This window comes from Allorhizobium sp. GW101-3B10, assembly GCF_059424725.1.
The window spans coordinates 3,514,039-3,540,609 of sequence record NZ_JBWKZR010000001.1; the positions used below are offsets into that span (position 1 = coordinate 3,514,039).

General features: G+C 64.3%; 28 protein-coding genes and 1 riboswitch. Of the genes, 18 read left to right on the plus strand and 10 right to left on the minus strand.

What is annotated here, in order from left to right; genetic code table 11:
* Positions 1-7: 7 nt before the first annotated feature.
* Positions 8-781: an enoyl-CoA hydratase gene (locus AC07Y0_RS17455; RefSeq protein ID WP_498678980.1), complete on the minus strand. Its 774-nt coding sequence runs from the start codon at positions 779-781 to the stop codon at positions 8-10.
* Between the two features lie 26 nt (positions 782-807).
* A complete protein-coding gene (gene mutM, locus AC07Y0_RS17460) occupies positions 808-1,704 on the minus strand; it encodes a bifunctional DNA-formamidopyrimidine glycosylase/DNA-(apurinic or apyrimidinic site) lyase (RefSeq protein WP_498678981.1) in 897 nt (298 codons plus the stop codon).
* Between the two features lie 142 nt (positions 1,705-1,846).
* On the opposite strand from mutM, the gene ubiE reads away from it, so the two are divergent.
* The 7 genes from ubiE (at position 1,847) to AC07Y0_RS17495 (ending at position 9,142) form a co-directional block, all read left to right on the plus strand.
* Entirely contained in the window at positions 1,847-2,623 is a 777-nt protein-coding gene (gene ubiE / locus AC07Y0_RS17465; RefSeq protein WP_498678982.1) for a bifunctional demethylmenaquinone methyltransferase/2-methoxy-6-polyprenyl-1,4-benzoquinol methylase UbiE, read from the plus strand.
* A 5-nt stretch (positions 2,624-2,628) separates the two neighbouring features.
* A complete protein-coding gene (gene ubiB, locus AC07Y0_RS17470) occupies positions 2,629-4,203 on the plus strand; it encodes a 2-polyprenylphenol 6-hydroxylase (RefSeq protein WP_498678983.1) in 1,575 nt (524 codons plus the stop codon).
* A 159-nt stretch (positions 4,204-4,362) separates the two neighbouring features.
* On the plus strand, positions 4,363-5,850 hold the full coding sequence (locus AC07Y0_RS17475) for a sensor histidine kinase (RefSeq protein ID WP_498678984.1): 1,488 nt from the start codon (positions 4,363-4,365) through the stop codon (positions 5,848-5,850).
* A gap of 3 nt (positions 5,851-5,853) precedes the next feature.
* Positions 5,854-6,291, plus strand: coding sequence for a response regulator (locus AC07Y0_RS17480; RefSeq protein ID WP_498678985.1), 438 nt, complete (start codon positions 5,854-5,856; stop codon positions 6,289-6,291).
* Between the two features lie 15 nt (positions 6,292-6,306).
* Positions 6,307-7,362, plus strand: a complete 1,056-nt coding sequence (locus tag AC07Y0_RS17485) for a sensor histidine kinase (protein WP_498678986.1) — start codon at positions 6,307-6,309, stop codon at positions 7,360-7,362.
* A 197-nt stretch (positions 7,363-7,559) separates the two neighbouring features.
* Entirely contained in the window at positions 7,560-8,771 is a 1,212-nt protein-coding gene (coaBC, locus tag AC07Y0_RS17490) for a bifunctional phosphopantothenoylcysteine decarboxylase/phosphopantothenate--cysteine ligase CoaBC (protein WP_498678987.1), read from the plus strand.
* A gap of 5 nt (positions 8,772-8,776) precedes the next feature.
* Positions 8,777-9,142, plus strand: coding sequence for an MmcQ/YjbR family DNA-binding protein (locus AC07Y0_RS17495; protein ID WP_498678988.1), 366 nt, complete (start codon positions 8,777-8,779; stop codon positions 9,140-9,142).
* Between the two features lie 13 nt (positions 9,143-9,155).
* Here AC07Y0_RS17495 and AC07Y0_RS17500 read toward each other — a convergent pair whose 3' ends face one another.
* The gene (locus tag AC07Y0_RS17500) at positions 9,156-9,983 is read right to left on the minus strand and encodes a class II glutamine amidotransferase (RefSeq protein ID WP_498678989.1); all 828 of its coding nucleotides are present in this window, start codon (positions 9,981-9,983) and stop codon (positions 9,156-9,158) included.
* 281 nt (positions 9,984-10,264) lie between these two features.
* On the opposite strand from AC07Y0_RS17500, the gene AC07Y0_RS17505 reads away from it, so the two are divergent.
* From AC07Y0_RS17505 to AC07Y0_RS17520, 4 genes are all read left to right on the plus strand, one after another.
* Positions 10,265-11,176, plus strand: coding sequence for a pirin family protein (locus AC07Y0_RS17505; protein WP_498678990.1), 912 nt, complete (start codon positions 10,265-10,267; stop codon positions 11,174-11,176).
* 138 nt (positions 11,177-11,314) lie between these two features.
* Entirely contained in the window at positions 11,315-11,932 is a 618-nt protein-coding gene (locus tag AC07Y0_RS17510; protein ID WP_498678991.1) for a glutathione S-transferase family protein, read from the plus strand.
* Between the two features lie 52 nt (positions 11,933-11,984).
* Positions 11,985-12,599, plus strand: a complete 615-nt coding sequence (locus AC07Y0_RS17515) for a hypothetical protein (RefSeq protein WP_498678992.1) — start codon at positions 11,985-11,987, stop codon at positions 12,597-12,599.
* Positions 12,596-13,126, plus strand: coding sequence for a flavin reductase family protein (locus AC07Y0_RS17520; protein WP_498678993.1), 531 nt, complete (start codon positions 12,596-12,598; stop codon positions 13,124-13,126). Before AC07Y0_RS17515 ends, AC07Y0_RS17520 begins: the two co-directional genes overlap by 4 nt.
* An 89-nt stretch (positions 13,127-13,215) precedes the next feature.
* Here AC07Y0_RS17520 and thiD read toward each other — a convergent pair whose 3' ends face one another.
* The 3 genes from thiD to thiM are packed head-to-tail and all read right to left on the minus strand — an operon-like array spanning position 13,216 to position 15,463.
* Positions 13,216-14,031 carry a bifunctional hydroxymethylpyrimidine kinase/phosphomethylpyrimidine kinase gene (gene thiD, locus AC07Y0_RS17525; RefSeq protein WP_498678994.1) on the minus strand — a complete coding sequence of 272 codons (816 nt, stop codon included), beginning with the start codon at positions 14,029-14,031 and terminating at the stop codon, positions 13,216-13,218.
* Positions 14,028-14,663, minus strand: coding sequence for a thiamine phosphate synthase (thiE, locus tag AC07Y0_RS17530; RefSeq protein WP_498678995.1), 636 nt, complete (start codon positions 14,661-14,663; stop codon positions 14,028-14,030). Before thiE ends, thiD begins: the two co-directional genes overlap by 4 nt.
* Positions 14,660-15,463 (minus strand): hydroxyethylthiazole kinase, encoded by an 804-nt coding sequence (gene thiM / locus AC07Y0_RS17535; protein WP_498678996.1) that lies wholly within the window; start codon positions 15,461-15,463, stop codon positions 14,660-14,662. Before thiM ends, thiE begins: the two co-directional genes overlap by 4 nt.
* Before the next feature lie 52 nt (positions 15,464-15,515).
* Positions 15,516-15,612, minus strand: a riboswitch (TPP riboswitch).
* Positions 15,613-15,796: 184 nt separating this feature from the next.
* Here thiM and AC07Y0_RS17540 point away from each other — a divergent pair.
* Both AC07Y0_RS17540 and AC07Y0_RS17545 read left to right on the plus strand, forming a co-directional pair.
* A complete protein-coding gene (locus AC07Y0_RS17540) occupies positions 15,797-17,323 on the plus strand; it encodes a ComEC/Rec2 family competence protein (protein WP_498678997.1) in 1,527 nt (508 codons plus the stop codon).
* Between the two features lie 144 nt (positions 17,324-17,467).
* Entirely contained in the window at positions 17,468-18,142 is a 675-nt protein-coding gene (locus AC07Y0_RS17545; protein ID WP_498678998.1) for an HAD-IA family hydrolase, read from the plus strand.
* Positions 18,143-18,237: 95 nt separating this feature from the next.
* Here AC07Y0_RS17545 and AC07Y0_RS17550 read toward each other — a convergent pair whose 3' ends face one another.
* Complete coding sequence (locus tag AC07Y0_RS17550; protein WP_498678999.1) at positions 18,238-19,821, minus strand: peptide chain release factor 3; 1,584 nt, start codon at positions 19,819-19,821, stop codon at positions 18,238-18,240.
* A 95-nt stretch (positions 19,822-19,916) separates the two neighbouring features.
* On the opposite strand from AC07Y0_RS17550, the gene dut reads away from it, so the two are divergent.
* Positions 19,917-20,381, plus strand: coding sequence for a dUTP diphosphatase (gene dut / locus AC07Y0_RS17555; RefSeq protein WP_498679000.1), 465 nt, complete (start codon positions 19,917-19,919; stop codon positions 20,379-20,381).
* A gap of 6 nt (positions 20,382-20,387) precedes the next feature.
* Here dut and AC07Y0_RS17560 read toward each other — a convergent pair whose 3' ends face one another.
* Positions 20,388-20,855, minus strand: coding sequence for an Lrp/AsnC family transcriptional regulator (locus tag AC07Y0_RS17560; protein WP_498679001.1), 468 nt, complete (start codon positions 20,853-20,855; stop codon positions 20,388-20,390).
* A 107-nt stretch (positions 20,856-20,962) separates the two neighbouring features.
* Between AC07Y0_RS17560 and AC07Y0_RS17565 the strand changes: the two genes are divergently transcribed.
* Together AC07Y0_RS17565 and AC07Y0_RS17570 are read left to right on the plus strand one after the other, a co-directional pair.
* The gene (locus AC07Y0_RS17565) at positions 20,963-21,871 is read left to right on the plus strand and encodes a DMT family transporter (protein ID WP_498679002.1); all 909 of its coding nucleotides are present in this window, start codon (positions 20,963-20,965) and stop codon (positions 21,869-21,871) included.
* A complete protein-coding gene (locus tag AC07Y0_RS17570) occupies positions 21,868-22,170 on the plus strand; it encodes an NIPSNAP family protein (protein ID WP_498679003.1) in 303 nt (100 codons plus the stop codon). The genes AC07Y0_RS17565 and AC07Y0_RS17570 overlap by 4 nt, the downstream gene beginning before the upstream one ends.
* A 3-nt stretch (positions 22,171-22,173) precedes the next feature.
* Here AC07Y0_RS17570 and AC07Y0_RS17575 read toward each other — a convergent pair whose 3' ends face one another.
* Positions 22,174-22,806, minus strand: a complete 633-nt coding sequence (locus AC07Y0_RS17575) for a LysE family translocator (RefSeq protein ID WP_498679004.1) — start codon at positions 22,804-22,806, stop codon at positions 22,174-22,176.
* 131 nt (positions 22,807-22,937) lie between these two features.
* On the opposite strand from AC07Y0_RS17575, the gene AC07Y0_RS17580 reads away from it, so the two are divergent.
* Together AC07Y0_RS17580 and cysK are read left to right on the plus strand one after the other, a co-directional pair.
* The gene (locus AC07Y0_RS17580) at positions 22,938-23,552 is read left to right on the plus strand and encodes a LysE family translocator (protein WP_498679005.1); all 615 of its coding nucleotides are present in this window, start codon (positions 22,938-22,940) and stop codon (positions 23,550-23,552) included.
* 134 nt (positions 23,553-23,686) lie between these two features.
* Positions 23,687-24,655 (plus strand): cysteine synthase A, encoded by a 969-nt coding sequence (gene cysK, locus AC07Y0_RS17585; RefSeq protein ID WP_498679006.1) that lies wholly within the window; start codon positions 23,687-23,689, stop codon positions 24,653-24,655.
* 282 nt (positions 24,656-24,937) lie between these two features.
* On the opposite strand, the gene AC07Y0_RS17590 is transcribed toward cysK, so the two are convergent.
* Positions 24,938-26,470: a YifB family Mg chelatase-like AAA ATPase gene (locus AC07Y0_RS17590; RefSeq protein ID WP_498679007.1), complete on the minus strand. Its 1,533-nt coding sequence runs from the start codon at positions 26,468-26,470 to the stop codon at positions 24,938-24,940.
* Positions 26,471-26,571: the final 101 nt, after the last annotated feature.

Genomic DNA, 26,571 nt, shown 5'->3' on the forward strand with positions numbered 1-26,571 from the left:
GAGTCCCTTAGCGGTTCTTGAACACCGGCTTGCGCTTCTCGGTGAAGGCCGCCATGCCTTCCTTCTGGTCTTCCGTGGCAAAGAGCGAATGAAAAAGACGACGCTCGAAGCGCAGCCCCTCACTCAGCGTCTGCTCGAAAGCCCGGCTGATCGTCTCCTTGACCATGCCGACGGCCGTCTGCGAGAAGCCGGCGATCTTCTCCGCCGCGGCCACCGCCTCGTCCAGCAGGCGCTCCTGGTCCACCACGCGCGCGACCAGTCCGGCGCTCTCGGCCTCGTGGGCGTCCATCAGCCGGCCGGTGAGGCAGAGATCCATCGCCTTCGCCTTGCCGACCGCCCGGGTCAGGCGCTGCGTCCCGCCCATGCCGGGAATGACGCCCAGGGTGATTTCCGGCTGGCCGAACTTCGCCGTCTTGGCGGCAATGATGAAGTCGCACATCATGGCGAGCTCGCAGCCGCCGCCGAGGGCAAAGCCGGATACGGCGGCGATCATCGGCTTGCGGAAGCCCGCGACGTCGTCCCAGCCGCTGAACAGGTCGTCCCGATAGGCATCGACGAATTCGAGCGACTGCATCTCCTTTATGTCGGCGCCGGCGGCAAAGGCCTTTTCCGAGCCGGTCAGCACGACGGCGCCGATGCCGTCATCCGCCTGCAGTGCGCCGAGCAGCTGGCGCATTTCGGCCAGCACTGTCGAATTGAGCGCATTCAGCGCCTGCGGCCGGTTGAGCGTGATGATCGCCACGCGGCCGCGGGTCTCCAGCAGGAGGGTTTCATAGGTCATCGGTATCTCCCGTTTCTTCTCGAAGTCTATTTCTGGCAGTGGTGACAATAGAATGACGAGCGTCCGCCCTGCACGATGCGCTCGACCCTACCGCCGCAGCCCGGCGTCCGGCAAGCTTCGCCCTCGCGGTCGTAGACGCAGAAACTGTGCTGGAAATAGCCGAGCGTGCCGTCGGTCTGGATGTAGTCGCGCAGCGACGAGCCGCCCGCCTCGATCGCATCGGCAATCACCGCGCGGATCGCCTCCGTGAGCGATTGCAGTTCCTTCTTCGGCCGGCCGGTCGCGGTCACCAAGGTGGCGGCCGCGCGCTTCGGCGACAGGTGCGATCGCCACAGCGCCTCGCATACATAGATATTGCCGAGCCCGGCCACGACCTTCTGATCGAGCAGGGCCGTCTTCAGCGGCTGCTGCTTTCCGGCGAAACGGCCGGCGAGATAGGCGGCGTCGAGCGTATTGCCGACGGGCTCGGGTCCGAGTTCGCGAAAGGCCGGATAGGCGTCGAGATCGTTGCGCAGCGCCAGATCCATGAAGCCGAAACGGCGCGGGTCATTATAGATGACGCGCGCGACGCCCCTGCCCTGCGCCTGCTGCAGATGAAAGATGACGTGATCGTGCTTTTCGTCCTTTGAGCGGGCATGGTGGAAATCGCCCGGCTGGTCGGACCTTTCGCCCTCTTCGATGCGAAACGAACCCGACATGCCGAGATGGGCAATGAGGGTGGTTCCGTCGTCGAGATCAATCAGCAGGTATTTGGCGCGGCGGGCAAGGCCGATGATCTGCCGTCCGGTCAACCGTGCGACGAAATCGCGCGGCAGGGGAAAGCGCAGGTCGGGACGACGCAGCTCGACCCGCTGCATCACCGCCCCTTCCATGGTCGGCGAAAGCCCTCTTTTGACCGTCTCGACCTCTGGCAATTCCGGCATTGCATCCCATCTTTCCGTTTGAACGGCGCCTGAAACGTCTGTAGACCAGCGCAACAGCGCGTTTGCCGGCCAGGCCCGAGATAGCGCGCCTGAGGCGATTTCGCTATGGTCTTTCGACCGCATGAGACAATGGAGTGATCAGATGGCCGAGAGCCGCACTTCCGCCGATGGCGGCATGGAAACCTCCTACGGCTTCCGCGAGGTCGCCGAAGGCGAGAAGCAGGTTCTGGTCAACGAGGTCTTCCACAAGGTCGCCAAGCGCTATGACATCATGAACGACGTCATGTCGGCGGGCCTGCACCGCATCTGGAAGGACGCGATGATCGCTGCGCTCAACCCGCGCAAGGATCCCGCCTACAAGGTGCTCGACGTGGCCGGCGGCACCGGCGACATAGCCTTTCGCATCGTCGAGGCGTCCGGCCGGCTGGCACACGCCACCGTGCTCGACATCAACGGCTCGATGCTCGGCGTCGGCGCCGAGCGCGCCGAGAAAAAGGGCCTGTCGGACAATCTCACCTTCGTCGAGGCGAATGCCGAGGAATTGCCCTTCGAGGACAAGAGCTTCGACGCCTACACGATCGCGTTTGGCATCCGCAACGTGCCGCGCATCGACGTGGCCTTGAGTGAAGCCTATCGCGTGCTGAAGCGCGGCGGGCGCCTGCTGGTGCTGGAGTTCTCCGAAGTCGAGATGCCGCTGCTCGACCGCTTTTACGATCAGTGGTCGTTCAAGGCCATTCCGCGGTTCGGCAAGATGATCACCGGCGATGCCGAGCCCTACCAGTATCTGGTGGAATCGATCCGCAAGTTCCCCAACCAGGGCGACTTCGCCAAGATGATCTCCAATGCCGGCTTCTCGCGCGTGACCTTCACCAATTATTCCGGCGGCATCGCAGCGCTGCATTCCGGCTGGAAACTCTGATCTTCATGAGCACTGTCGGGGCATATTTCCGCCTGGCGCGGGTCGGCTGGGTGCTGGTCAGGGAAGGCGTGATCGCGGCCCTGCCCTCCGAAGGCCTTCCGCCGCTCATCGCCTTCGCCAAGGGCGCGGCCGGACTTCTGGCGCGCAAGCGCGCCAGGCGTGAACAGCGCTCCGACCGGCTGGCCCGCGCCGTCGAGCGGCTCGGCCCCTCCTATGTCAAGATCGGCCAGTTCCTGGCGACACGGCCGGACGTGGTCGGTGCCGATTTCGCCGACGACCTCGCCGGCCTGCAGGATCGCATGGCCTACTTCCCGACGGAGGCCGCCAAGGCGACCGTGACGGGATCGCTCGGCCGTTCCATCGACGATCTCTACGCCTCGTTCGGCGAGCCGATCGCCGCGGCCTCGATCGCCCAGGTCCATCCGGCGGAGGTGGACACGCCCGAGGGACGCAAGAAGGTGGCAGTCAAGGTCATCCGGCCCGGCGTGCGCAAGCGCTTCGCCGACGATCTCGAGGCCATGTATCTCGTCTCCCACCTGCAGGAACGTTTCCTGCCGCACACGCGGCGCCTGCGTCCGGTCGAGGTGACGCGCACGCTCGAGCAGACCACCAAGGTCGAGATGGACCTCCGGCTCGAGGCAGCCGCACTTTCGGAAATCACCGAGAACACCAGGGATGACCCGGGTTTCCGCGTGCCGGTCGTCGACTGGGAACGCACCGGCCGCGACGTCGTCACCATGGAATGGATCGACGGCATCAAGATGTCGGATATCGAGGCGCTGAAGGCGGCCGGCCACGATCTCGACGATCTGGCCGACACACTGATCCAGTCGTTCCTGCGCCACACCCTGCGCGACGGTTTCTTCCACGCCGACATGCATCCGGGGAACCTGTTTGTCGCCCCGGACGGCATGATCGTCGCGGTCGACATGGGCATTGCCGGCCGGCTCGGTAAGAAGGAACGCCGCTTCCTCGCCGAGATCCTCTACGGTTTCATCACCCGCGACTATCTGCGTGTCGCCGAGGTCCATTTCGAGGCCGGCTACGTGCCCTCGCACCACAATGTCGCGAGCTTTGCCCAGGCGATCCGGGCAATCGGCGAGCCGATCCACGGCCAGCCGGCCGAGACTATTTCCATGGGCAAGCTGCTGACCCTCTTGTTCGAGGTGACCGAGCTGTTCGACATGGAAACGCGGCCCGAGCTCGTCATGCTGCAGAAGACCATGGTGGTGGTCGAGGGCGTGGCGCGCATGCTCAATCCGCGCTTCAACATGTGGAAGGCATCCGATCCGGTCGTCTCCCAATGGATCCGCGACAATCTCGGCCCGAAGCGCATCGTTGGCGACCTCAAGGATGGGGTGCGCGCGGCGCTCAGGCTGGCGGAAGCACTTCCGGAGATCGCCGCCAAGACGGAAAAGCTGCACGGCGAAATCGTCCATATGAGCGAGAACGGTCTCAGGTTCGACCCTGAGACGACCGAGGCAATCGGACGTTCGGAAGCCCGCCACAGCCGGTTCGGGCGGCTGGCGCTCTGGGTGATCGCCGGGCTCCTGCTCTTGATCGCGGTCAAAATCGGTTGATTTGCCGTTCAATCCTTTCTACCCGTTAGACGACGCCTTCGTGCTCCATTCACCTCGGAATGGGTGGTCGGTTCGGCCGCAACGGCGTCCGTGCTGCTCGCCACGCTTTCGATCTGACCCATCTGCGCTCCTTTCGCGCGTCATGATCCGGGAAATGCCATGTCGGCCACCAATGCCAATTTCGTTCGCACGACCTTCCTGATGCTGATCGTCGGGACCATCGTCCTGACCGGTATCATCATCTCGTCGCTCTGGCTCGTCGAGCGGAACCAGTCGACCTTCGCCTACATCATCCAGGAGCGCGACATCCGCCGGGCCGCCGCCGACCTGCTGCAGACGCTCGTCGATGCGGAGACCGGGCAGCGGGGCTACGTCCTGACCCAGGACGAGAGCTTCCTCGGCGTCTACGAAAAGTCCCTGACCGAGGTGCGCCAGAACCTTGCGCTGGTCGCCGATCTGGTCAAAGACCGGCCGATCAAGGAAGAGCGCATACCGGAACTTCGCAGCCTGAGCGAAAGCAAGCTCGAAGAGATGATCCACAGCGTCGAGCTGACCCGCAGCGGCCGGCAGGACGAAGCGATCCAACTGATCAAGTCCGAGCTCGGGCGCGTGTTGATGGACGATATCCGGGCGATCCTTGAATTTTTCAAGACTCAATCCGACGCCAACGTCCAGCGCGGCGTCGATGAGCAGCTCGAGGCCACCCGCCAGTTGAAGTGGTTCACCCTCGGCGGCGCCATCGCGATCCTCGCGATCATGGGCGGGGCCATCGCGATCATCACCCAGCATGTCCGCGCGCTCTCCAGTGCCCGCAGCGAGGTGGAACTGCTAAACAGCGGACTCGAGGAGCGGGTCAACGAACGCACCGAAGACCTGATGCAGGCGAACCAGGAAATCCAGCGCTTCGCCTATATCGTCACGCACGACCTGCGTGCGCCGCTGGTCAACGTCATGGGCTTTACCGCGGAGCTCGATACATCGCTCAAGGCCTTGCAGACCTATGTGCTCGCCGATGGCGGCACGCTTAGCGAGGACCAGATCCGGGAAGCACGGCTCGCCGCATCGGAAGACCTGCCGGAGGCGATCGGCTTCATCCGTTCGTCGACGAAGAAGATGGACGGCCTGATCAATGCCATCCTGAAGATTTCGCGCGACGGACGGCGCGCCCTGAAGCCGGAGCAGATCGGCCTCAAGAGCCTGGTGGAGTCGGCGAGCGCCAGCGTCCATCATCAGATCAGCGAAAGCAATGGTGAGGTCCAGCTGGATATCCGCGTTCCGTCCATCACAACCGATCGTTTTTCGCTCGAACAGATCCTTGGTAACCTTTTCGACAATGCCGTGAAGTATAAACATCCGGAGAGACCGCTCAACCTGACGGTGCGCGCGATACCGGAAGGCCGCAATCTGGTGCGCATCGAGGTCGAGGATAACGGTCGCGGCATTGCAGACGAGGACCACGAACGCATTTTCGAGCTGTTCCGGCGCTCCGGCCAACAGGACAAGTCGGGCGAAGGCATCGGACTTGCGCATGTGCGATCCCTGGCAAGGAACCTCGGTGGCGAGATAACCGTTAGGTCCAGGCTTGGTTCGGGGTCAACCTTCGTGCTGCGCCTGCCATCGGATTTATCGCGTATCGTACGGAGTTGAGAGATGAAAGCCGTGGGAAAAGAAGTCACCATCGTCATGGTCGAGGACGACGAGGGTCACGCCCGTCTGATCGAGAAGAATGTGCGCCGGGCCGGCGTGAACAACGAGATCATCCCGTTCACCAATGGCACCGAAGCGCTGGACTTCATCCTCGGCAAGGACAGGAGCGGGACCGCCTCGATCGACCGCTATCTGCTGATCCTGCTCGATCTCAACTTGCCGGACATGTCCGGCACGGATATTCTCGAAAAAGTCAAATCCAACCTGCATACACGTCGCCTGCCGGTCGTCATCCTGACCACGACCGACGATGAGCGCGAAATTCAGCGATGCTACGATCTTGGGGCGAATGTCTACATCACAAAACCTGTCGACTATGACAATTTCGCCAATGCTATCCGGCAGCTTGGGCTGTTTTTCTCGGTCATGCAGATCCCGTGATGCGGATGCGGGCCGATGAGCATCCGGATACTCTATCTGGATGACGATGCGGCCATCGTCCGTCTGGTACAGAAGGCTCTGGAACGCCTCGGGCACTCGCTGGCGCATGCCGCAACGCCCGAGGAGGCCATTGCGCTGCTCGAGGCGGAAAGCTTCGACGTCATGGTGCTCGACCATTACCTCCAGAACATCACAGGCCATGAAGTCCTCAAGCGTTTGCGCGCGCGCGACATCACTGTGCCCGTCGTCTATGTGACCGGTTCGAACGAAGCCAAGATCGCCATCGAGGCCATTCGGGCCGGCGCTTCCGACTACGTCATCAAGACCGTCAGCGATGATTTCATGCCGCTGCTCATCAGCGCCATCGAGCATTCGGTGGCGAATGCACAGTTGCGCGCCGCCAAGGAGCGCGCCGAAGAGGAAATCCGCCGCGCCAAGGAGCGTGCGGAAGCGCTTCTGGCCGAGGTCAACCATCGCGTCGCCAATTCCCTGGCGCTGGTCGCAAGCCTGCTGAGGCTGCAGATCTCGAACTCCAACAGCGATGAAGTGAAGAGCGAACTCGCCGAGACGCAGGCGCGCATCACGGCAATCTCCGGCATGCATCGCAGTCTCTATACCTCCGACGACGTCAGCCGCGTCGAACTCGACCGCTACCTGCAAAACCTCACCGGAGAACTCGCGGGCTCGCTGCAGAATCCGGAAAAGCCGATGCACCTTGTGCTTGAGGTCGATCCGATCTCGATCAGCGCCGACCGCGCCGTCTCCGTTGGCATGATCGTCACCGAACTGGTGACCAATGCATTCAAATATGCCTATCCCGACGAAGCAAAGGGCGGCGAAATCCGCGTCAAGCTGAAGCGCACCGGCGAGAACGAGGCCCTGTTGCGCGTCGAGGACGACGGGGTTGGCATCCAGCCGGCAAGTGCCCCGGCCGGCACGGGCCTGGGCAGCCGCATCGTCAAGTCGATGGCCGCGACGCTCGGACCCGGCATTTCCTATCTTGAAACGCCCGACGGGACGATCGCCGAAGTGCCCTTGCAGATCTGCATCCCGCAAGTGGCCCGCAGTTGAGCGCCGTGGCGTGGCTGATTTCCGCCATCGCCCGGCGATTTCCCCGATACGGAATTTCGGATAGTGTCGCCGCGACTTAGAGCGTTTCATCGTTTCACGGGAACGGTGAGAAACTCTATCTCTTTGTATTGACGCAGTTCCGGACGGAAATCGTTTCGCATCTTTCCTGGAACTGCTCTGAGGGAGACTCCACTGGCATGACCTTGGCCGGCAAGCGCATCGTTCTCATCATCTCGGGCGGCATCGCCGCCTACAAGAGCCTCGACCTCATCCGGCGTCTGCGCGAACGCGGCGCCGCGGTCCGGCCAATCATGACGCGCGGGGCACAGGAATTCGTCACGCCGCTTGCGGTCGGCGCCCTGTCGGCGAGCCACGTCTATACCGAGCTGTTCTCCCGCGAGGACGAGCAGGACGTCGGCCATATCCGCCTTGCGCGGGACTGCGACCTGATCGTGATTGCGCCGGCCACCGCGGACCTGATGGCGAAGATGGCGAACGGCCTCGCCGACGACCTCGCCTCGACGGTGCTGCTGGCCACGGACAAGCCGGTGCTGGTTGCGCCGGCCATGAACCCGAAGATGTGGGCGCATCCGGCGACGAAGCGCAACGTCGCGACACTCACTGCTGACGGGCTTTCCTTCGTCGGGCCGATGGCCGGCGAAATGGCCGAGAGCGGCGAAAGCGGCCTTGGCCGCATGGCCGAGCCGCTCGACATCGTCGCTGCCGCCGAGCGGCTGCTCGACGATACCCCGAAGCCGCTTGCCGGCCGGACCGCGATCGTCACTTCGGGTCCGACGCATGAGCCGATCGATCCGGTCCGCTATATCGCCAACCGCTCCTCCGGCCGCCAGGGCCATGCGATCGCCGCCGCACTCGCCAGGCTCGGCGCGAACGTGACCCTCGTCTCCGGACCCGTCACGATTGCCGATCCGAAGGGCGTGGAGACGGTGCATGTGGAACGGGCGGAGGAGATGCGCGACGCCGTCATCTCGCGGCTGCCGGCCGACATAGCGGTCATGGTCGCCGCCGTCGCCGACTGGCGCGTCGCTGCATCCGCCGGCCAGAAGATCAAGAAGAAACCCGGCGAGGCTCCCGCGCCGCTGCAGCTCACCGAAAACCCGGATATTCTAAAGACCGTCGGCCACCACGAACACCGTCCGAAAGTCGTCGTCGGCTTTGCCGCAGAGACCGAGAATGTCGAGGACAATGGCCGCGCCAAGCTGGAACGCAAGGGCGCCGACCTGATCGTTGCCAATGACGTGTCGCCCGAGACCGGCATCATGGGCGGCACGCGCAACAGCGTGACGCTGATCACCAAGACCGGCGTCGAGCAATGGCCAGACCTTTCCAAGGACGAGGTGGCCGACCGACTGGCGCAGCGGATCGCCGAAACGTTCAACGGAGGCTGACGGCCATGAACCTTTTCGACCAAGTGGATTTCGATGCCTTCGTCACCGGACTTGCCGGCGTCACGCTGGTCGACCAGTGGGAATCACATGTCGCCAAGGTGGGCGACAAGGTCTTCACCCTGCTGCATCGCGGCGATCAAGGCGCCAATATCTGCGTCAAGGTCACGGAGGAGAGCTTCGAGATCCTGACTTCGCTCGAAGGTGTCGGTCAGGCGCCCTATTTCGCCAAGCGCAAATGGGTGTCGATCACCGACGGGGCATCACTGCCGGCCGAAGAGGTCGTGCACTACGTGAAGCGATCCTACGATCTCGTCGCCGACGGCTTGACCCGCAAGCTTCGGAGCGAGCTAGGGATCGTTCCGCTCAACTGATACGCCTTGCCTGTCAGAGTGCCATGGCGGGTTCGGCTACGCGCTCGATCTTGGTCTCCCGCTCCCAGGCCGGCTCGAACTTCGCGGCATCGAGACCGTTGGCATCGAGGATGACCGCACTGCCCGCCGGGATCTCGACCCAGGTGTCGGTCTCGTCATTGAGCGGTTCGGAGACGAGGCAATAACCGCCTTTCCCGCCCATGGGCGCGGCGAAAAGCGTCGGCGCATGGGCGTCGGTGGCATAGCGCACGGCATAGAGGGTGCGGCCGTCGGAGAAGGCGGCCGTGAAGCGCACCCGGGCCGTGCCCATCAGATGGCGGCTGATCTGCTCGACGAAACCGATCGCCTCCGCCATGGCGGCGATCGGGCGGTCGCGCAGGCCGAATTGCAGGGCGAGCAGGAAGAGCAGCTCGGAATCGGTCGTGCCTGCGCGGGCGTGGAAATGCTCGTCGTCGAGCATGGATTCCATGGGACGGCGCAGCCGCTCGAAGTGATCGATCTGGCCGTTGTGCATGAACGACCAGGAGCCGTTGACGAAGGGGTGACAGTTGTCGCGACGCGTCGCGCCATGGGTCGCGGCCCGCACATGGGCGAGGAAAAGCGGCGAGCGGATCTGGCGGGCGAGGCTCTTGAGGTTGCAGTCGGACCAGGCCGGCAGCACGTCGCGGAAGCGCCCCGGTTCCGGCCGGTCGCCATACCAGGCAATGCCGAAGCCGTCGGCATTGGTCGCGGTCTTCGCCTTGGTGGCGCAGTGCGACTGTTCGATCAGGGAATGGGCGGGCGAGGTGACGAGTTCCTCGAGATAGATCGGTTCACCGCGATAGGCTGCCCAACGACACATGCTTTCCCGTACTCCGATGGCCTGTCAGCCTTTGCCTTCGCCCGGACGCGGAGGTCCGAAACCGCGAAGACCGGCAACATCGACAGTCTTCGCTCGAATGGCTAACGAAATCTAAACAATGGCGCAATTGATGACAGAATTTTGACGATACCGGCAATCACTTTTTGCGGTGCGGCATTGCCTTTTGTGAACACTGCGTTCCGCCCCGTGCACCTGCGGGCGCGGCGGAGATCGACTATATTGACCGCAAGTTCAAGCCACGCTCGAAAGGAGCACGACCGATGTCCATACGCCCCGTCAAGCACGAGAGCCGCGCCACGCCTGCCATGGAAGGCGCCGGCGTCAAGCTGCACCGCGTCTTCGGCTTCGGCGATCCGTCGATGACCGACCCCTTCCTGATGATGGACGATTTCCGCAACGACAATCCGTCCGATTATATCCGCGGCTTTCCCTGGCATCCGCATCGGGGCATCGAGACCATCACCTATGTGCTGGCCGGAACGGTCGAGCATGGCGACAGCCTCGGCAACCGCGGACTGCTTGGCGCCGGTGACGTGCAGTGGATGACGGCCGGCAGCGGCATCATGCACCAGGAAATGCCGAAGGGCGATTTCGCCGGAAAGATGCACGGCTTCCAGCTGTGGGCCAACCTGCCCTCTTCGCTGAAGATGACCGCGCCGCGGTACCAAGACATCAAGGGCACGGATATTCCCGTGGTCGTCGACGACGACGGCACCGTGGTGCGCGTCATCACCGGCGAGTTCTGGGGTAAGACGGGTCCCGTCGATGGCATCGCCGCCGAGCCGGTCTATCTCGACATCTCCGTACAGCCGGGCAAGCGCCAGAGCTTTCCGGTCGACACCTACCGCTCGGCCTTCGCCTATGTCTTCGCCGGCTCCGGCTCCTTCCGCGGCGCCTCCCAGCCCTTCGGCGTGAAGGTGGAGAAGGAATACATGGGCGAGGAACTGAATATCCGCGACCTCTCCGGCAACCGCACGCTGGTCGTGTTCGATACCGGCGACGAAGTCACGGTGCAGGCCGGCGACGAGGGCATCCGCTTCCTGCTGGTCACCGGCAAGCCGATCAAGGAACCGGTCGCCTGGCACGGGCCGATCGTGATGAACACCCGCGAGGAACTGATGCAGGCGATGCGCGAACTGCAGAACGGCACCTTCATCAAGGCCGATCACTGACCTTTGCATCCAAGACCAGAAAGACGCGACGCCGGGCGATGCGCCCGGCGTTTTCGTTTGGGGACGGTTCCCGTCAAACATGCCTTTCCATCCCGCCGCCTTGCGATAGAGTGCCGGGGGAACAATAGAGGCACTTTCATGTACTTACTTTATGGATCGAATGGTTCGGGCAGCGCATCGGTCGAAGCGGCCCTGGCCTTGACCGGCACCGAATATCGGGTCGTCCAGACACCGACCGCCGAAGGCATGCACCTCACCGAGGACTTCAAGGACATCAATCCGCGCCAGCAGGTGCCGGCACTGCGGCTGCCCGACAGTTCCGTCATGACCGAAGGCTCGGCGATGATGCTGCACCTGGCCGACGCCCTTCCGGCCGCACGGCTTGCGCCGGCACCTGGGACGCCCGCCCGCGCCCAGCATGACCGTTGGCTGGTCTTCATGGCGGTCAACATCTACGAGGGCGAACTGCGCAAGGGCTATTCGGATCGCTATACGGACGATCCGGCCGGCATCGAAGGCGTCAGGACCAGCGCCGACGCCTATGTGAAACGGCATCACGCCATCCTGGAGGACGCAATCGTCGGACCCTTCATCCTCGGGCCGGAAATGACCATGGCTGACGTCTATCTGTGGATGCTGGCCGGCTGGATGGACCAGGACTGGCTGGCCGCCCATTGTCCGAAAATCACGGCGCTGGCCGCAACGATCGCACAGAACCCGCTTGTCGCCCCCATTCACGCGGTCCATTTCGGCTAGGCGGACATCCGCCGGCTCCATCGCCGCGTATCGCGACAAGGAACAGTGAATCATGGAAAAGACCGTTCTCGAAGACATTCAGGAGCGGCTCGCCGCAGCGCGTCGGGAACTGGAGGACGAGCTTGACCGCCGCATCGCGGCACAGCGCGAGCGCTTCCGCTACCAGCTGCAGCAAGGCAAGGTCCGCTTCGAGAAGGACATGAAGGCATGGCAGCGCCAGTATCGCACCGGCCTTCTGCGCTATGTCACGCGCGGCAACCTTGCCTATCTGCTGACGGCGCCGGTGATCTACGGCCTCGTCATCCCGCTGGCGCTGCTCGACCTTTCGGTAACGATCTACCAGCAGATCTGCTTTCGCGTCTACGGCATCGATCGGGTGAAACGGAGCGACTACGTCGTCATCGACCGCCATCACCTCGCCTATCTCAACGCCCTCGAAAAGCTCAACTGCGTCTATTGCGGCTACGGCAATGGCGTGATCGCCTATGCCCGGGAGATCGCCGGACGGACCGAGCGCTTCTGGTGCCCGATCAAGCATGCAAGCCGGGTCGCCGACCCGCATCCGCATTTCGAAAAATTCCTCGAATACGGCGATGCGGAGGCCTATCGTGCCTGGGTGGAAAACTATCGCCGCACGAAGAACCAGCCCGAGAAGGAAAAATCATGAAACCCTTCCCGCTCGACAAGGTCTATCAGCTCATCGAGCCCGGGCCCGTGGTGCTGCTGACCACGGCCATCGACGACAAGCCGAACGTCATGACCATGTCCTGGCACATGATGATGGAATTTGTGCCGCCGCGCATCGGTTGCATCGTCAGTTCCGCCGACCACAGCTTTACCGCGCTGTTCAGGACCGGCGAATGTGTGATCGCCATTCCCTCGGCCGACATGGCGAGAAATGTCGTGGCGATCGGCAATTGCTCCGGCCGCGACACCGACAAGTTCGCCGAGATCGGCCTGACGGCGCTGCCGGCCGAAGAGGTTTCGGCCCCGCTGATCGGCGAATGCTTCGCCAATCTGGAATGCAAGGTCACGGACCGGGACTTCGTCGAGCGCCACAACCTGTTCGTGCTCGATGTGGTGCAGGCATGGTACGACCCGAAACGGGTTGCGCCGAAGACCCTGCATCACAAGGGCTACGGCACCTTCGCGATCGACGGAGAGGAGATCACCCTCGCGTCGAAGATGCCGTAGACCACCGGTTCAGTTGAACACCGGCCCGCCGTCGACGATCAGATTCTGACGGGTGATGAGGACCGTCTGTTCGTTCAATGGCAGGCTCATCAGCGGTTTCTCTCCATGTTCCACAGCGCATGAAAATGATGGACGGGACCGTGGCCGGTGCCGACGGAGAGATCTCCAGCCGCGGCAACCGCACCGGCGAGCCAGGCCTTGGCGGCAGAAACGGCCTCAGCAGGCGCAGAGCCCTTGGCGAGCTCCGCGGCGATGGCGCTCGACAGCGAGCAGCCCGTGCCATGGGTGTTCTTCGTCTGGATGCGCGGCGCCTCGAACCAATGCGTGCCGCCGTCCGAGACCAGCACGTCGGGGCTCTCCGTCCCGCCGAGATGCCCGCCCTTGACCAGCACGGCGGCCGGGCCGAGCACGCGAAGTCTCAGCGCCTGCGCCTCCATTGTCGCCCGGTCGGTTGCTTCCGGCTCGCCCAGCAGGGCGGCGGCCTCCGGCAGGTTGGGCGTGATCAGGGTGGCGAGCGGCAGCAGGCGCGTCGTCAGCACCGCGACGGCGCGCGGATCGAGCAGAGAGGCGCCGCCCTTGGCGACCATGACCGGGTCGAGCACGATCGGCATGCCGCGATGCGTCTCGAGGGCACCGGCGACGGCTTCGGCGATCGCGGCATTGGCAATCATGCCAATCTTCACCGCATCCACACGCACATCGGCAAATATCATGCGGATCTGCTCGGTGACGAAGTCCGGCGGCGCGACGTGGACGGCGGAAACGCCTTGCGTGTTCTGGACCGTCAGCGCGGTGAGCGCCGCCATGCCGTAGACGCCCCGGGCGGAGAAAGCCTTAAGGTCGGCCTGGATGCCGGCGCCGCCCGAAGGGTCGGAGCCGGCGATGGAGAGGACATTGCGGATCATGATCGGGCCTTTCGGATGGCTTCAGAGAGTTGACCTGAGGCAACCTGCGGATCCGGCTGTCCGCAGATCGCGGAAACGACGGCGAGACCCCGGGCGCCCGACTTGAGAACTTCCTCGACATGGCAGGTCTTCAGGCCGCCGATGGCGACGGCAGGCAGCGACGTCGCCGCAATCAACCGGGCAAGCCCGTCCAAACCGACCGGCGGCTTGTGACCGGGTTTGGTTTGAGTGGCAAAGACGGGGCCGGCACCGACATAGTCGACGACGGCCGGATCGACCGCAGCGGCCAGCGCCTCCGTCTCGACCGACAGTCCAAGGATCATGTCCGGCCCGATCAGGCGACGCGCCGTCAGCGCATCCCTGTCGTCCTGGCCGACATGCAGGCCATCCGCGCCGATGGCGATCGCCGCCTCTACATCGTCGTTGACGATCAGCGGCACACCGGTTCCGGCCAGAGCCTCCTTCAGTGCCCGGCCGGTTCTTATCATCTGCCTGGGCGAGGCATCCTTGTCGCGTAGTTGCACCATGGTCACTCCGCCGGCGACGGCCAGCCGCGCGGTTTCGACCATGCCGAGCGGCCGGCAAAGATCCGGATCGAGTACGAGATAGAGGGAGAGGTCGAAGCGCTTCACAGCCGCACCACCCGGGCGCGGTTGTCGAGCACGGCACCGTCGACCTCGGCCAAGAGGTCGAGGAAGCGCACCGCGAAACTGCCCGGCCCTTGCGCCTCCTTGCCGGCCTGCTCGCCGGCGACGGCGAAATGGGCAAGAGCGGCCACCGTGGAGTCAAAGGGATCGTCCGGGCGGATCGCGGCAAAGGCGCCGACGAGGCAGGTGAGCGAGCAGCCCAGCGCCGTCACTTTCGGCATCAGCGGCGAGCCGCCTTCGATCCTGGCCGCCCTTCGGCCATCGGTGACGAAATCGGTCACGCCTGTGACGGCGACGATGCAGCGCTGCGTTCCCGCCAGGCGCCCTGCAGCCTCCTCCGCCTGCTCGACCGGATCGCGGCTGTCGACGCCCTTTGCGCTGCTCACGCCACCGGCAAGGGCGATGATCTCCGAGGCATTGCCGCGCACGATGGTCGGTCCCAATGCGAGGAGTTCGGCCGTCGCCTTGCGGCGAAAGGCGGTGGCGAAATGGGCGACGGGATCGAGCACCCAGGGACGACGGGCCGCCACGGCGCCACCGATCGCCGCCTTCATGCCGGCCACCCAGGCCGGCGAGAGCGTGCCGATATTGACGGTGAGCGCGCCCGCGAAGCCGGCAAATTCGCCGGCCTCTTCTTCCGCATGCACCATGGCGGGCGAGGCCCCGGCCGCCAGCAGGACATTGGCCGCGACGTTCATCGCCACGTAATTGGTGATGCACTGGACGAGCGGCGCATTGCTACGCATTTCCGTCAGCAGGATTCCGGGTGTTTCGGTCTTCGTCATCTTGCCCCTTTCGGGCGGGGCAAGTGCAGGGGGCGGACGGCGCGCGAACGGCGAAAGGCCCCGAGCGACTCCCTCCGCCAGCATTATCTGGTTCAGGTTCTAAGGGTACTTCTCAGCCCGCCTTGCGACGAACGCCCCTGTCTCTCAATGGACCTGTTATAGACATCGCCAGAGCGGCTGTCACCTGCCTCGCCGGCGCATGACAGCAACACCCGCATAGCGCGAATTCTGAGCCGCCAATCTCGCCAGAGGCCAAGGTGTGCGCTATGGTGGAACCATCCCAGATAGAGGCGCGCCGGGACCTTGCGGCGCTGCAACGAGGAGGCGAATGGCATGGATCATCGTTTCGTCGGACTGCCGAAGGATGCGCGGGGAAAGACCGCGAAAACCTATCTCTACGCCGCCGACCGCCGGACCCGGAAACGCCAGGTTCTGTGGGGCGACTGGCTGCAGGTCACCTCGGAACAGCCGGACGGCTGGCTGGAAGTCCTCTGGGGTCCGACGGGCACGACGCCCGAGACGCTCTACATCCGCAAGGACCATACGACCGACGAGCGGCCGCTGGAAATCGTCTTTCTCGACGTCGGACAGGGCGACGGTGCGGTGCTGATCGCGCCGGAGGAAAATCTCGGCGAGGCGGTTGTCGTCATCGACGCCGGCGTCTCGGAGCACATGTACGAATTCCTGCTGCAGCGCTTCCGCTCCTACAACACCAGCTTCAAGTTCCGCGCCGCGATCATCACCCATCCGGACATCGACCACTATGGCGGCTTCGAGCCGATCTTCAACTGGCCGAATTTCGGCTTCGAAACGGTCTATCAAAATGGCCTGGTCGAGCGGGTCGGCGGAGGCACCTTCGACAAGCTGGGCGGCAAGGTGAAGAATGCCGCGACGGGCATCAACTATGTCGGCGACCTGGCAATGTCGCGGGCCGACATCGAGCGGCATTTCGGTGCCGTCGGGGCGAATGAGAGGCAGGCCTTTGCCCAGACGATGAAGCATGCGCTCGACAACCCCAATATCGGCGACTTCGCCATGCTGTCGGCCCGCCACGGCAAGCGGGAGGACGGACGCGGCTGGCTGCCCGGCTTTGCGCCGTCTAATCAGCGGGGCTTCAGCATCGAGGTGCTCGGACCGGTGCCCGAACCGGATGCGGCGGGAAAGGACCGCCTGCGCGTGCTCGGCGACTACGGCGAGACGAAGAACGGCCATTCCGTCATCCTGCGCCTGCACTATGGCGACTTCAAAATCCTGTTCGGCGGCGACCTCAACGAGAAGGCGGAAAAATACCTGCTCTGCCACTACGGCGGCGAGGCCAAGTTCCCGAAGATCGGCACGCCGGCCTATGCGGCGATGATCGCGAAAGCGTCGACCCGGCTGCGCTCGGACCTGATGAAGGTCTGCCATCACGGATCGGAGAAGGTGACGGATGCCTTTCTCGACGCGGTCAACCCGGCCGCCTTCGTCATCTCGTCGGGTGACGAGGAGGGCCATATCCATCCGCGGCCGGACCTGCTCGGACGGCTCGGCAAACGCGGCCGCGGCGACGCGCCGGTCATTCTCTCGACCGAGCTGCAACGCTCGGTGCGCGAGACCGAGGACGAGAAGCTGGTGCAATCGCTGCAGAGCGCCGTGCTCAAGCTGCATGACAGGCCGGACAAGGCGCTGCGCGACAAGATCATCAACGACATCTGGACGCTCGGCCGCTCAAACGTCACCGTCTATGGCACGGTCTACGTCAAGACCAACGGCAAGCGGCTGATCGCCGCCTTTCGCATCGAGACCGGCAGCGAGATCGAGAAGTGGTTCACCTTCGAATATGCGCTCAATGCGGCCGGCGAACTGATCCGGGTGGAGTGACAGCGATCCGCGCGAGACCACCAGATCCTTCCTCCTGGGGTCGGTCCGCCGGTGCCGACATGCACAGCACAAGCATTTGCCGCAGCGCCCAAAACCAGCTATCCCGGTTTTCCGCCCGCCCTTCTCTCTCCAAGGATCTTCCGATTGAGCACCGCCCGACACACGGTCTATGACAAGCGCTATGCCGGCTTCCTGTTCGACATGGACGGAACGCTCCTGAATTCCATCGCCGCCGCCGAGCGGGTCTGGGCAAAATGGGCGGCACGCCAAGGCCTCGATGTCGAAGCCTTCCTCCCCACCATGCACGGCAAGCGCGGCATCGACACCATTCGCGGACTGGGCCTGCCGGGCGTGGATGTGGAAGCCGAAGCGCTGGTCATCGAACGCGCCGAGATCGAGGATGTCGAGGGCGTGGTGGCCCTGCCCGGCGCGATCGATTTCCTGAACGCGCTCCCGTCCGACCGCTGGTCGATCGTTACCTCGGCCCCGATTGCGCTGGCTCGTGCCCGGATCGAGGCCGCCGGCCTGCCGCAACCGCCGAGGATCGTCACCGCCGAGGATGTGGCGATCGGCAAGCCGGATCCCGCCGGCTATCGGCTCGGTGCCCGGCATATCGGCGCGGACCCGGCCAACTGCCTGGTGTTCGAGGATGTTCTGGCGGGTGTGCTGGCGGGCGAGGCCGCAGGGTCCGACGTCATGGTGGTCACCGCCACCCATGGCCATCCCATGGAAACCCCGCACCCGACGATCGCGTCTTACGAGGGCCTGGTCGTGCACGTCGATTCGACGGGCCATTTGCAGATCGTCCGGGCGATCTGACCGGCCTTCATCTGCGGCAAAGCCCGGGTTGACGCCCGGGCGTCATGCTGCGGTATATCGAGGGCGGCCAGGACGCCGCCCTGCGGAGCGGGCAATCACGCCGCCTTGATGGCGTGATATTCCTTGATAGCGGCCATCTTGATCGCCGGATAACGTTCGCTCTCGTAGCGCAGGGAAAAACCGTCCTGCGCCATGAATACCGGATCGCCGTCGAGGTCCCGGCAGATATCGCCGCGGCGCGCCGTCATGAACTTTTCGAGTTCACCCGGCTGGTCGGCCGAGATCCAGCGGCAGACGGAGAAGCGCGACATTTCGAACGAGACCGGCAGGCCGTATTCGCCCTGCAGGCGCTCCTTCAGCACGTCGAGCTGCAGCGCACCGACCACGCCGACGATCGCCGGCGAGCCGTCTTCCGGCGAAAACAGCTGCACGACGCCCTCTTCGGCCATCTGCTGGAGGGCTTCCTTCAGCTTCTTGGCCTTCATCGCATCCTCGAGACGAACGCGGCGCAGGATTTCCGGCGAGAAGTTCGGCACGCCCTGGAAGACCAGCGGTTCACCCTCGGTCAGCGTATCGCCGATGCGGAGCGTGCCGTGGTTCGGAATACCGACCACGTCGCCGGCAAAGGCGGTATCGGCGAGCTGGCGCTGCGAGGCGAAGAAGAACTGCGGCGCGGTCAGCCCGATCTGCTTGCCGGTGCGCGCGAGCCTGACCTTCATGCCGCGCTCCAGCTTGCCGGAGCAGATGCGGGCGAAGGCGATGCGGTCGCGATGGTTCGGGTCCATGTTGGCCTGGATCTTGAAGACGAAGGCCGTCATCTTGTCTTCCGCCGCATGGACCGTGCGGATGTCGGCCATCTGGTCGCGCGGCGGCGGGGCCATTTCGCCGAGCGCATTGATCAGATCGCGCACGCCGAAATTCTTCAGCGCCGAGCCGAAGAAGACCGGGGTCATGTGGCCTTCGAGGAAGGCCTGGCGATCGAACGGACGGCAGGCCTCCTGGGCCAGTTCCAGTTCCTCGATGAAGGCGGCGCGTTCGTTTTCCGGCAGCTGCTCGGCGACATTGGCCGGGCTGTTGACCGGCAGCCCTTCGACCTGCTTGTCGGAGCCGCGGAAGGTGTTTTCCACCAGATTGTAGGAGCCGCAGAAGGACTTCGAGCGGCCGACCGGCCAGGTCACCGGCGCGGTATCGAGCGCCAGCTTCTCCTCGACCTCGTCGAGGATCTCGAAGGGGTCACGGCTTTCGCGGTCCATCTTGTTGATGAAGGTGATGATCGGGATGTCGCGCATGCGGCAGACCTCGAACAGCTTCAGCGTCCGCGGCTCGATACCCTTAGCCGCATCGATGACCATGACGGCGGCATCGACCGCCGTCAGCGTGCGATAGGTGTCGTCGGCGAAGTCTTCGTGGCCGGGCGTATCGAGAATGTTGAAGACATTGCCGTCATATTCGAAGGTCATCACCGAGGTGACGACCGAAATGCCGCGCTCGCGCTCGATCTTCATCCAGTCCGAACGGGTCTGGATGCGATCCTTCTTGGCCTTGACCTCACCGGCAAGCTGAATGGCGCCGCCGAACAGCAGGAGCTTTTCGGTGAGCGTCGTCTTGCCGGCGTCCGGGTGGGCAATAATAGCGAAGGTGCGGCGACGGGAGACCGCCTCTGCAAGCGTTTCGGCCATGAAGTGAAATTCCTTTTGTTGGCCGGTTATCTAGCGAGTTGAGGTCGAATATGCAATTGGGAAGCGGAACGCCCCTGCACGAAGGAAGGTCCCCCATGCGCGATGTTCTCGGCCCCATGCTCAACCTCGTTCGCCTGCCACACGGACACGATATGCCGCTGCCGGCCTATGAGACCGCGGGTGCTGCCGGCATGGATCTGAGGGCCGCCGTCAATGAGGGCGAGCCGTTGGTGCTTTCGCCGGGGGACCGAACGCTGGTGCCGACGGGGTTCGTCTTCGAGATCCCGGAAGGCTTCGAGGCGCAGATCCGGCCCCGCTCCGGCCTCGCCTTCAAGAACGGCGTCACCTGCCTCAACACGCCGGGCACGATCGACAGCGACTATCGCGGCGAGGTGAAGGTGCTGCTGGTCAATCTCGGACACGAGCCGTTCGAGATCGGCCGCGGCATGCGGATCGCCCAGATGGTGATCGCGCCGGTCGTGCAGGCGCGGGTGGCGGAAGTCGCCGATGCTTCGGAAACCGGCCGCGGCGCCGGCGGCTTCGGCTCGACGGGCGTCTGAAACAATCTACTCGCGACCGACAAACGGCGGCAGGCGGCGCTTGACCGGCGTCGATTTGATCAGCGACGTATTGGTCTGAGATTTCTCCGAGATCTTGTCGAGGATGCGGTCGAGGTCGTTCATGCCGCGCACTGCCATACGGCAGATGAAGCAGTCTTCGCCTGTCACCTTGTCGCATTCGGTGATTTCCGGCGTTTCCTGGATCAGCTTTTCGACGATATGCAGCATGCCCGGCAAAGGCCGCACGCGGACGATCGCCTGCAGCGGATAGCCGAGTGCTTCGAGCGCCACCTCGGCGCTATAGCCCGCGAGCACGCCGCGTTCCTCGAGCCGTCGCAACCGCTCCGAACAACTGGGCGACGACAAGCCCGCGCGTGCCGCCAGTTCCTTCAGCGACAGGCGCGCATCGGCGGCCAGTGCTTCCACAATGCTGCGGTCGACGGCATCGAGCGGCTGAACGAAATGCAGGTTCATCGCGATATCTCCTCATACTATTCGGCCCGAAGCATCATACGCCTCATTTCGAGAAAGCAAATCCATCGCATTCCTGTCTAGATTCTTGCCATGGACAGGAGACGACCATGACACCCATCATCAAACGCGGCATTCTCGACATGACCCTGGCCATGGTCATGTCCGGCACGATCGGCTGGTTCGTGCTGCAATCCGGCCAGACGCCGATCAACGTGGTGTTCTGGCGCTGCCTGATCGGCGCGCCGGTGCTGGCCTATCTCTGCCATCGCGCCGGAGCGCTTTCGATCGCGGCAATCGGCGCAAGGCGTTTCTGGCTCGCCGTGCTCGGGGGTGTGGCGCTGGTGCTGAACTGGCTCGCGCTGTTTTCCGCCTATCCGCTCGCTTCCATTTCGGTGACGACCATCGTCTACAATGTGCAGCCGTTCATGCTGGTCGGGCTCGGGCTTGCCTTCCTTGGCGAGAAAGTGAGCGGCGCGAAGCTGATCTGGCTGGGCCTTGCCTTTGCCGGCATGCTGGTCATGACGCTTGCCGGCCAACCGGTGGACGGCAGCGGTCGGACCTATCTGCTGGGGATCGCGCTCGCCCTTGCGGCCGCCGCCTGCTACGCGATCGCCGCCTTCGTCACCAAGCAGCTGAAAGGCACCTCGCCCTATCTGATCGCGCTGATCCAGGTTTTGACCGGCGTCGTCTTGCTGGCGCCGCTGGCGGACTTCGACGACCTTCCGGCCTCTCCGCAAAACTGGGCGATGCTCGGCGCGCTCGGTGTGGTCCACACCGGGATCATGTACGCCTTTCTCTACAGCGCCATCCAGAAGCTGCCCGTCGTCCTGACCGGCACGCTGTCCTTCCTCTATCCGTTGGTCGCAGTGGCGGTCGACATGGCCGCCTTCGGCCATGTACTGACACTTGCCCAGGCGATCGGCGGCGGCGCCATCCTCTTTGCCGCGATCGCCACGACGCTCAACTGGAGCCCGCTTCCGCTCCTCACTCTCGCATCACGAAAGGACCGCGCGTGATCACCTGCAGCCTCCGCTATGTCATCGATCCCTACAAGCTTGCCGAATTCGAGCACTATGCCAGGCTCTGGATTCCCCTGGTCAACCGGCTTGGTGGCATTCATCACGGTTATTTCCTGCCGCACGAGGGTGCCAACAACATCGCACTCGCGCTGTTCAGCTTCCCGTCGCTCGCCGACTACGAGATCTATCGCCAGCGCATGGCGGAGGACTCGGAATGCCTTGCAGCCTTTGCCTATGCGGAGCAGACCCGCTGCATCGTCAGCTACGAGCGCAGCTTCATGCGGCCGATGTTCTGAACCCTAGCGCTGGGCTTCGGTCGCCATGCGGACGGCCAGCCCGGCGAGTACCGTGCCCATCAGCCAGCGCTGCATCACCATCCAGAAGGGCCGGCCGGCAAGGAAGATCGCGATCGAACCGGCCATCAGCGCGATCATCGCATTGACCGTGACGCTGATGGCGATCTGGCTGGCGCCGAGCACCACGGATTGCAGGAGCACGCTGCCAAGAGCCGGATCGACGAACTGCGGCAACAGCGACAGGTAAAGGACGGCCGCCTTGGGGTTCAGGAGATTGGTGACCAGCCCCATCATGAAGAGCTTGCGCGGGCTGTCCTTCGGCAGGTCGCGCACCTGGAAGGGCGAGCGGCCGCCCGGCCGCACCGCCTGCCAGGCAAGCCACAGCAGATAGACGGCGCCGGCGAATTTCAGCGCGTCATAGGCAAAGGGTACGGCCATGACCAGCACCGTGATGCCGAGCGCCGACATCAGCATGTAGAAGACGAACCCTAGCGCCACGCCGCCGAGCGAGACAAGGCCGGCGGCCGGGCCCTGGCAGATGGAGCGCGACACCAGATAGATCATGTTCGGCCCGGGCGTCAGCACCATGCCGAGGCAGATGAGGGCGAAGGCGATCAGCGACGAAGAAGAAGGCATGGGGCGAAACCTCGGCTGGCGTTTGTCATCCACGACCTAAGCCAGGCCTTTCGCCCGCCGCAACGGCGATCTTGTCACCATTGCAAGTTCGGCCGCGCAGCGCTAGCACTGCGTCAGTGACGGAGGCCCCCATGACACCCACCACGCTTCTCGCCTATAGCGGCGCACTTTTCGTTGCTGCCGCCATTCCCGGCCCCGGCATGACGGCGATCGTGGCGCGGGCGCTCGGCTCCGGTTTCCGCCCGACCTTCTTCATGGGGCTTGGTCTGATTCTGGGCGATCTCTGCTACCTGACCGCCGTCATCCTCGGCCTGGCGCTCGTGGCGCAAACCTTCACCACGCCGTTCCTGATCATCGAATATCTGGGCGCCCTCTATCTCGTCTATATCGCCTGGAAGCTCTGGACGACCGGGCTGATCGCGCAGGACATCGAGGCCAAGCGCTCGACCCATATCGGCCTGTCCTTTCTCTCCGGCCTGCTCGTCACGCTCGGCAATCCGAAAACCATGCTGTTCTACGTGGCCCTCGTGCCGACGCTGATCCCGCTCGAAGCCATCGGTGCGCAGGACTATGCAGCCCTCGTCGGCATCACCTTCGTGGTGCTCATCGCGGTGCTCGTTCCCTATATCCTGCTCGCCTCGCAGGCGCGGACGCTGCTGAAGAAGCCCAACTCCCTCAAGGCGCTGAACCGCTCGGCGGCCAGCATCCTGGCGGGCACGGCCGCCTATATCGCCGCGCGCGCCTGAACAAAATTTCACGGGCAGTGGCGCCGGGGGCGCTATTTTTCCAATCAAACGTGCGCGCCTAGGCGAAGGGTTCTGGCGAGTGGCGGGCTTTCGCCCTATTGTGCCGTCAAAGCAGATCCAAAGGGAGATCCACCATGTCCGACACGAAGAAACCGGGCCGCGGCCGCGTCTATGCCTCGATCACCGAAACGATCGGCGACACCCCGATCGTGCGCCTCGACAAGCTGGCGAAGGAAAAGGGCGTGAAGGCCAATCTTCTCGCCAAGCTCGAATTCTTCAACCCGATCGCCTCCGTCAAGGACCGGATCGGCGTGGCGATGATCGAGAGCCTGGAAGCCCAGGGCAAGATCACCCCCGGCAAGACCACCCTGATCGAGCCGACCTCCGGCAATACCGGCATTGCGCTTGCCTTCGCCGCGGCCGCCAAGGGCTACAAGCTGATCCTCACCATGCCCGAGACCATGTCGATCGAGCGCCGCAAGATGTTGGCCCTGCTCGGCGCGGAACTGGTGCTGACCGAAGGTCCGAAGGGCATGAAGGGCGCGATCGCCAAGGCCGAGGAACTGGCCGCCACGCTTCCCGACGCCATCATTCCGCAGCAGTTCGAAAACCCGGCCAACCCGGAAATCCATCGCAAGACGACGGCCGAGGAAATCTGGAACGATACCGACGGCGGCGTCGACATCTTCGTTGCCGGCATCGGCACGGGCGGCACGATCACCGGTGTCGGCCAGGTACTGAAGGCGAAGAAGCCCGAGGTCAAGGTCATCGCCGTCGAGCCGGCCGACAGCCCGGTTCTCTCCGGCGGCAATCCCGGCCCGCACAAGATCCAGGGTATCGGCGCAGGCTTCGCGCCGAAGATCCTCGACACACATATCTACGACGAGGTCGTCACCGTCACCAATGACGAAGCCTTCGAAACCGCCCGGCTGGTCGCCCGCCTCGAAGGCGTGCCGGTCGGCATTTCCTCGGGCGCGGCGCTCACCGCCGCGATCAAGGTCGGCCAACGCGAAGAAAACGCCGGCAAGACGATCGTCGTGATCATCCCGTCCTTCGCCGAGCGCTACCTGTCGACCGCACTGTTTGCCGGCCTCGGCGAATAAGGGTTTCTCGACCTGACGAAACAATTGAAGGGGCGCCAAGCGGCGCCCTTTCTCGTTTTCGCCGGATCTGGTCTTCCCATCTCGTCACGCCCCGGCACGGGGCCGAGCCCGGCTCCCCCGTTCTGCCTGCATTGCGGGCGCCCTCCTCCGTCTCCTGGCGCTGTCGGCCGAGCCGCCGTTTTGGCCTTTTGCCGGCAGGCCGCCGCAACGCTCCTTCCTTCCGCGCGCCTCGTCTCCACCGCACCGAGGCGGAGTCACCCGACCCGCCTCAAACGGACTCCCTTACGCCGCGGCCGACAGCCGTTCCGAGGCGATGCGGTAGGAGATCGCTTCCGCCAGGTGAATGCGGCCAAGCAAGCTGGCTCCATCCAGATCGGCGAGCGTGCGCGCCACCTTCAGCACCCGGTGGTAGCCGCGGGCGGAGAACTTGAACTTGTCGGCGGCGTCGCGCAGCAATTGCAGGCCGGCCGGATCGGGCTCGGCGAGCTTCTCGATCAGCGCCGTCGAACAGCGGGCATTGGTCGTCACGCCGCCGATCCCGGCCGACTCGAACCTCTCGCGCTGCATGTCGCGGGCGAGCGCCACGCGCTGTGCTACGTCGGCGCTTCTCTCCGCTGTCATCGGCCGGATGAGATCGGATGCCGAGACCGCCGGCACGTCGATACGGATGTCGATGCGGTCCATCAGCGGCCCGGAAATCCGGCCCTGGTAGTCGGTGATGCAGCGCGGGCCGCGCGCGCAGGTGTGCCCCGGCTCGCCGGCCATGCCACAACGGCACGGGTTCATCGCTGCCACCAGCTGGAACTCGGAAGGATAGGCCACCCGGTGATTGGCGCGGGCGATGATGCATTCGCCCGTCTCCAGCGGCTGGCGCAGCGCATCGAGCACCGGCGGGGCAAATTCCGGCAGTTCGTCGAGGAAAAGCACGCCGCGATGGGCAAGCGAGGCTTCGCCCGGCCGGGCACGAAGGCCACCGCCGACAAGGGCCGCCATGGTCGCCGAATGGTGCGGGGTTCGGAACGGCCGGCGATCCGACAGCTTGCCGCCCGAGAGCTGGCCGGCGATGGAATGGATCATCGACACTTCGAGCAGTTCGGCGGCCGAAAGCGGCGGCAGGATCGACGGAAGTCGAGCGGCCAGCATGGACTTGCCGGAGCCCGGCGGCCCGACCATCAAGAGATTGTGCCCACCGGCCGCCGCGACCTCCAGCGCCCGCTTGGCGCTTTCCTGGCCCTTGATGTCGGCAAGATCCGGCAGATTGGCGGGCAGTGCCCGGATCGCCGGCTCCGGGCGCGTCAGCACCTGGGTGCCACGGAAATGATTGGCAAGCGCAATCAGGCTGCGCGGCGCGAGGATGTCGATGTCGGCGCCGGCCCAGGCCGCCTCGGCCCCGCAATCGGCCGGGCAGATCAGCCCTTTGCCGAGCGCATTGGCGCCGATCGCCGCCGGAAGCGCGCCGGCAATCGCCGCGATCGTGCCGTCGAGATTGAGTTCGCCGATCACCACATAATCGGAGAGCGCGTCGCCAGGGATGGCGCCGAGGGCCGCCATCAGGCCGAGCGCAATGGGCAAGTCGAAATGCGAGCCTTCCTTGGGAAGATCGGCTGGCGCCAGATTGACGGTCACCCGCTTGGGCGGCAGCGCCAGTCCGGACGCATGAAGCGCCGCCTGCACGCGTTCGCGGCTCTCCGCCACCGCCTTGTCCGGCAGGCCGACGATCTGCATGCCGAGCTTGCCCGGCGCGACCATCACCTGGACGTCGACCGGAACGCCCTCAATGCCCTGGAATGCGACTGTACTGACACGCGCTACCATCGCCCGCCCCCACGAACCCAGATCGCCCCTCGCAACTACATCTTGCGCGGGTCATGGATTGCAATCTGGCACGGATCGCGCCCGAAAACAAGAACATTAGC

Coding starts and splice junctions, on each gene's coding strand:
- AC07Y0_RS17455 (WP_498678980.1), bottom strand. CDS start 781: ATGACCTATGAAACCCTCCTGCTGGAGACCCGCGGCCGCGTGGCGATC.
- mutM (WP_498678981.1), bottom strand. CDS start 1,704: ATGCCGGAATTGCCAGAGGTCGAGACGGTCAAAAGAGGGCTTTCGCCG.
- ubiE (WP_498678982.1), top strand. CDS start 1,847: ATGGCCGAGAGCCGCACTTCCGCCGATGGCGGCATGGAAACCTCCTAC.
- ubiB (WP_498678983.1), top strand. CDS start 2,629: ATGAGCACTGTCGGGGCATATTTCCGCCTGGCGCGGGTCGGCTGGGTG.
- AC07Y0_RS17475 (WP_498678984.1), top strand. CDS start 4,363: ATGTCGGCCACCAATGCCAATTTCGTTCGCACGACCTTCCTGATGCTG.
- AC07Y0_RS17480 (WP_498678985.1), top strand. CDS start 5,854: ATGAAAGCCGTGGGAAAAGAAGTCACCATCGTCATGGTCGAGGACGAC.
- AC07Y0_RS17485 (WP_498678986.1), top strand. CDS start 6,307: ATGAGCATCCGGATACTCTATCTGGATGACGATGCGGCCATCGTCCGT.
- coaBC (WP_498678987.1), top strand. CDS start 7,560: ATGACCTTGGCCGGCAAGCGCATCGTTCTCATCATCTCGGGCGGCATC.
- AC07Y0_RS17495 (WP_498678988.1), top strand. CDS start 8,777: ATGAACCTTTTCGACCAAGTGGATTTCGATGCCTTCGTCACCGGACTT.
- AC07Y0_RS17500 (WP_498678989.1), bottom strand. CDS start 9,983: ATGTGTCGTTGGGCAGCCTATCGCGGTGAACCGATCTATCTCGAGGAA.
- AC07Y0_RS17505 (WP_498678990.1), top strand. CDS start 10,265: ATGTCCATACGCCCCGTCAAGCACGAGAGCCGCGCCACGCCTGCCATG.
- AC07Y0_RS17510 (WP_498678991.1), top strand. CDS start 11,315: ATGTACTTACTTTATGGATCGAATGGTTCGGGCAGCGCATCGGTCGAA.
- AC07Y0_RS17515 (WP_498678992.1), top strand. CDS start 11,985: ATGGAAAAGACCGTTCTCGAAGACATTCAGGAGCGGCTCGCCGCAGCG.
- AC07Y0_RS17520 (WP_498678993.1), top strand. CDS start 12,596: ATGAAACCCTTCCCGCTCGACAAGGTCTATCAGCTCATCGAGCCCGGG.
- thiD (WP_498678994.1), bottom strand. CDS start 14,031: ATGATCCGCAATGTCCTCTCCATCGCCGGCTCCGACCCTTCGGGCGGC.
- thiM (WP_498678996.1), bottom strand. CDS start 15,463: ATGACGAAGACCGAAACACCCGGAATCCTGCTGACGGAAATGCGTAGC.
- AC07Y0_RS17540 (WP_498678997.1), top strand. CDS start 15,797: ATGGATCATCGTTTCGTCGGACTGCCGAAGGATGCGCGGGGAAAGACC.
- AC07Y0_RS17550 (WP_498678999.1), bottom strand. CDS start 19,821: ATGGCCGAAACGCTTGCAGAGGCGGTCTCCCGTCGCCGCACCTTCGCT.
- dut (WP_498679000.1), top strand. CDS start 19,917: ATGCGCGATGTTCTCGGCCCCATGCTCAACCTCGTTCGCCTGCCACAC.
- AC07Y0_RS17560 (WP_498679001.1), bottom strand. CDS start 20,855: ATGAACCTGCATTTCGTTCAGCCGCTCGATGCCGTCGACCGCAGCATT.
- AC07Y0_RS17565 (WP_498679002.1), top strand. CDS start 20,963: ATGACACCCATCATCAAACGCGGCATTCTCGACATGACCCTGGCCATG.
- AC07Y0_RS17575 (WP_498679004.1), bottom strand. CDS start 22,806: ATGCCTTCTTCTTCGTCGCTGATCGCCTTCGCCCTCATCTGCCTCGGC.
- AC07Y0_RS17580 (WP_498679005.1), top strand. CDS start 22,938: ATGACACCCACCACGCTTCTCGCCTATAGCGGCGCACTTTTCGTTGCT.
- cysK (WP_498679006.1), top strand. CDS start 23,687: ATGTCCGACACGAAGAAACCGGGCCGCGGCCGCGTCTATGCCTCGATC.
- AC07Y0_RS17590 (WP_498679007.1), bottom strand. CDS start 26,470: ATGGTAGCGCGTGTCAGTACAGTCGCATTCCAGGGCATTGAGGGCGTT.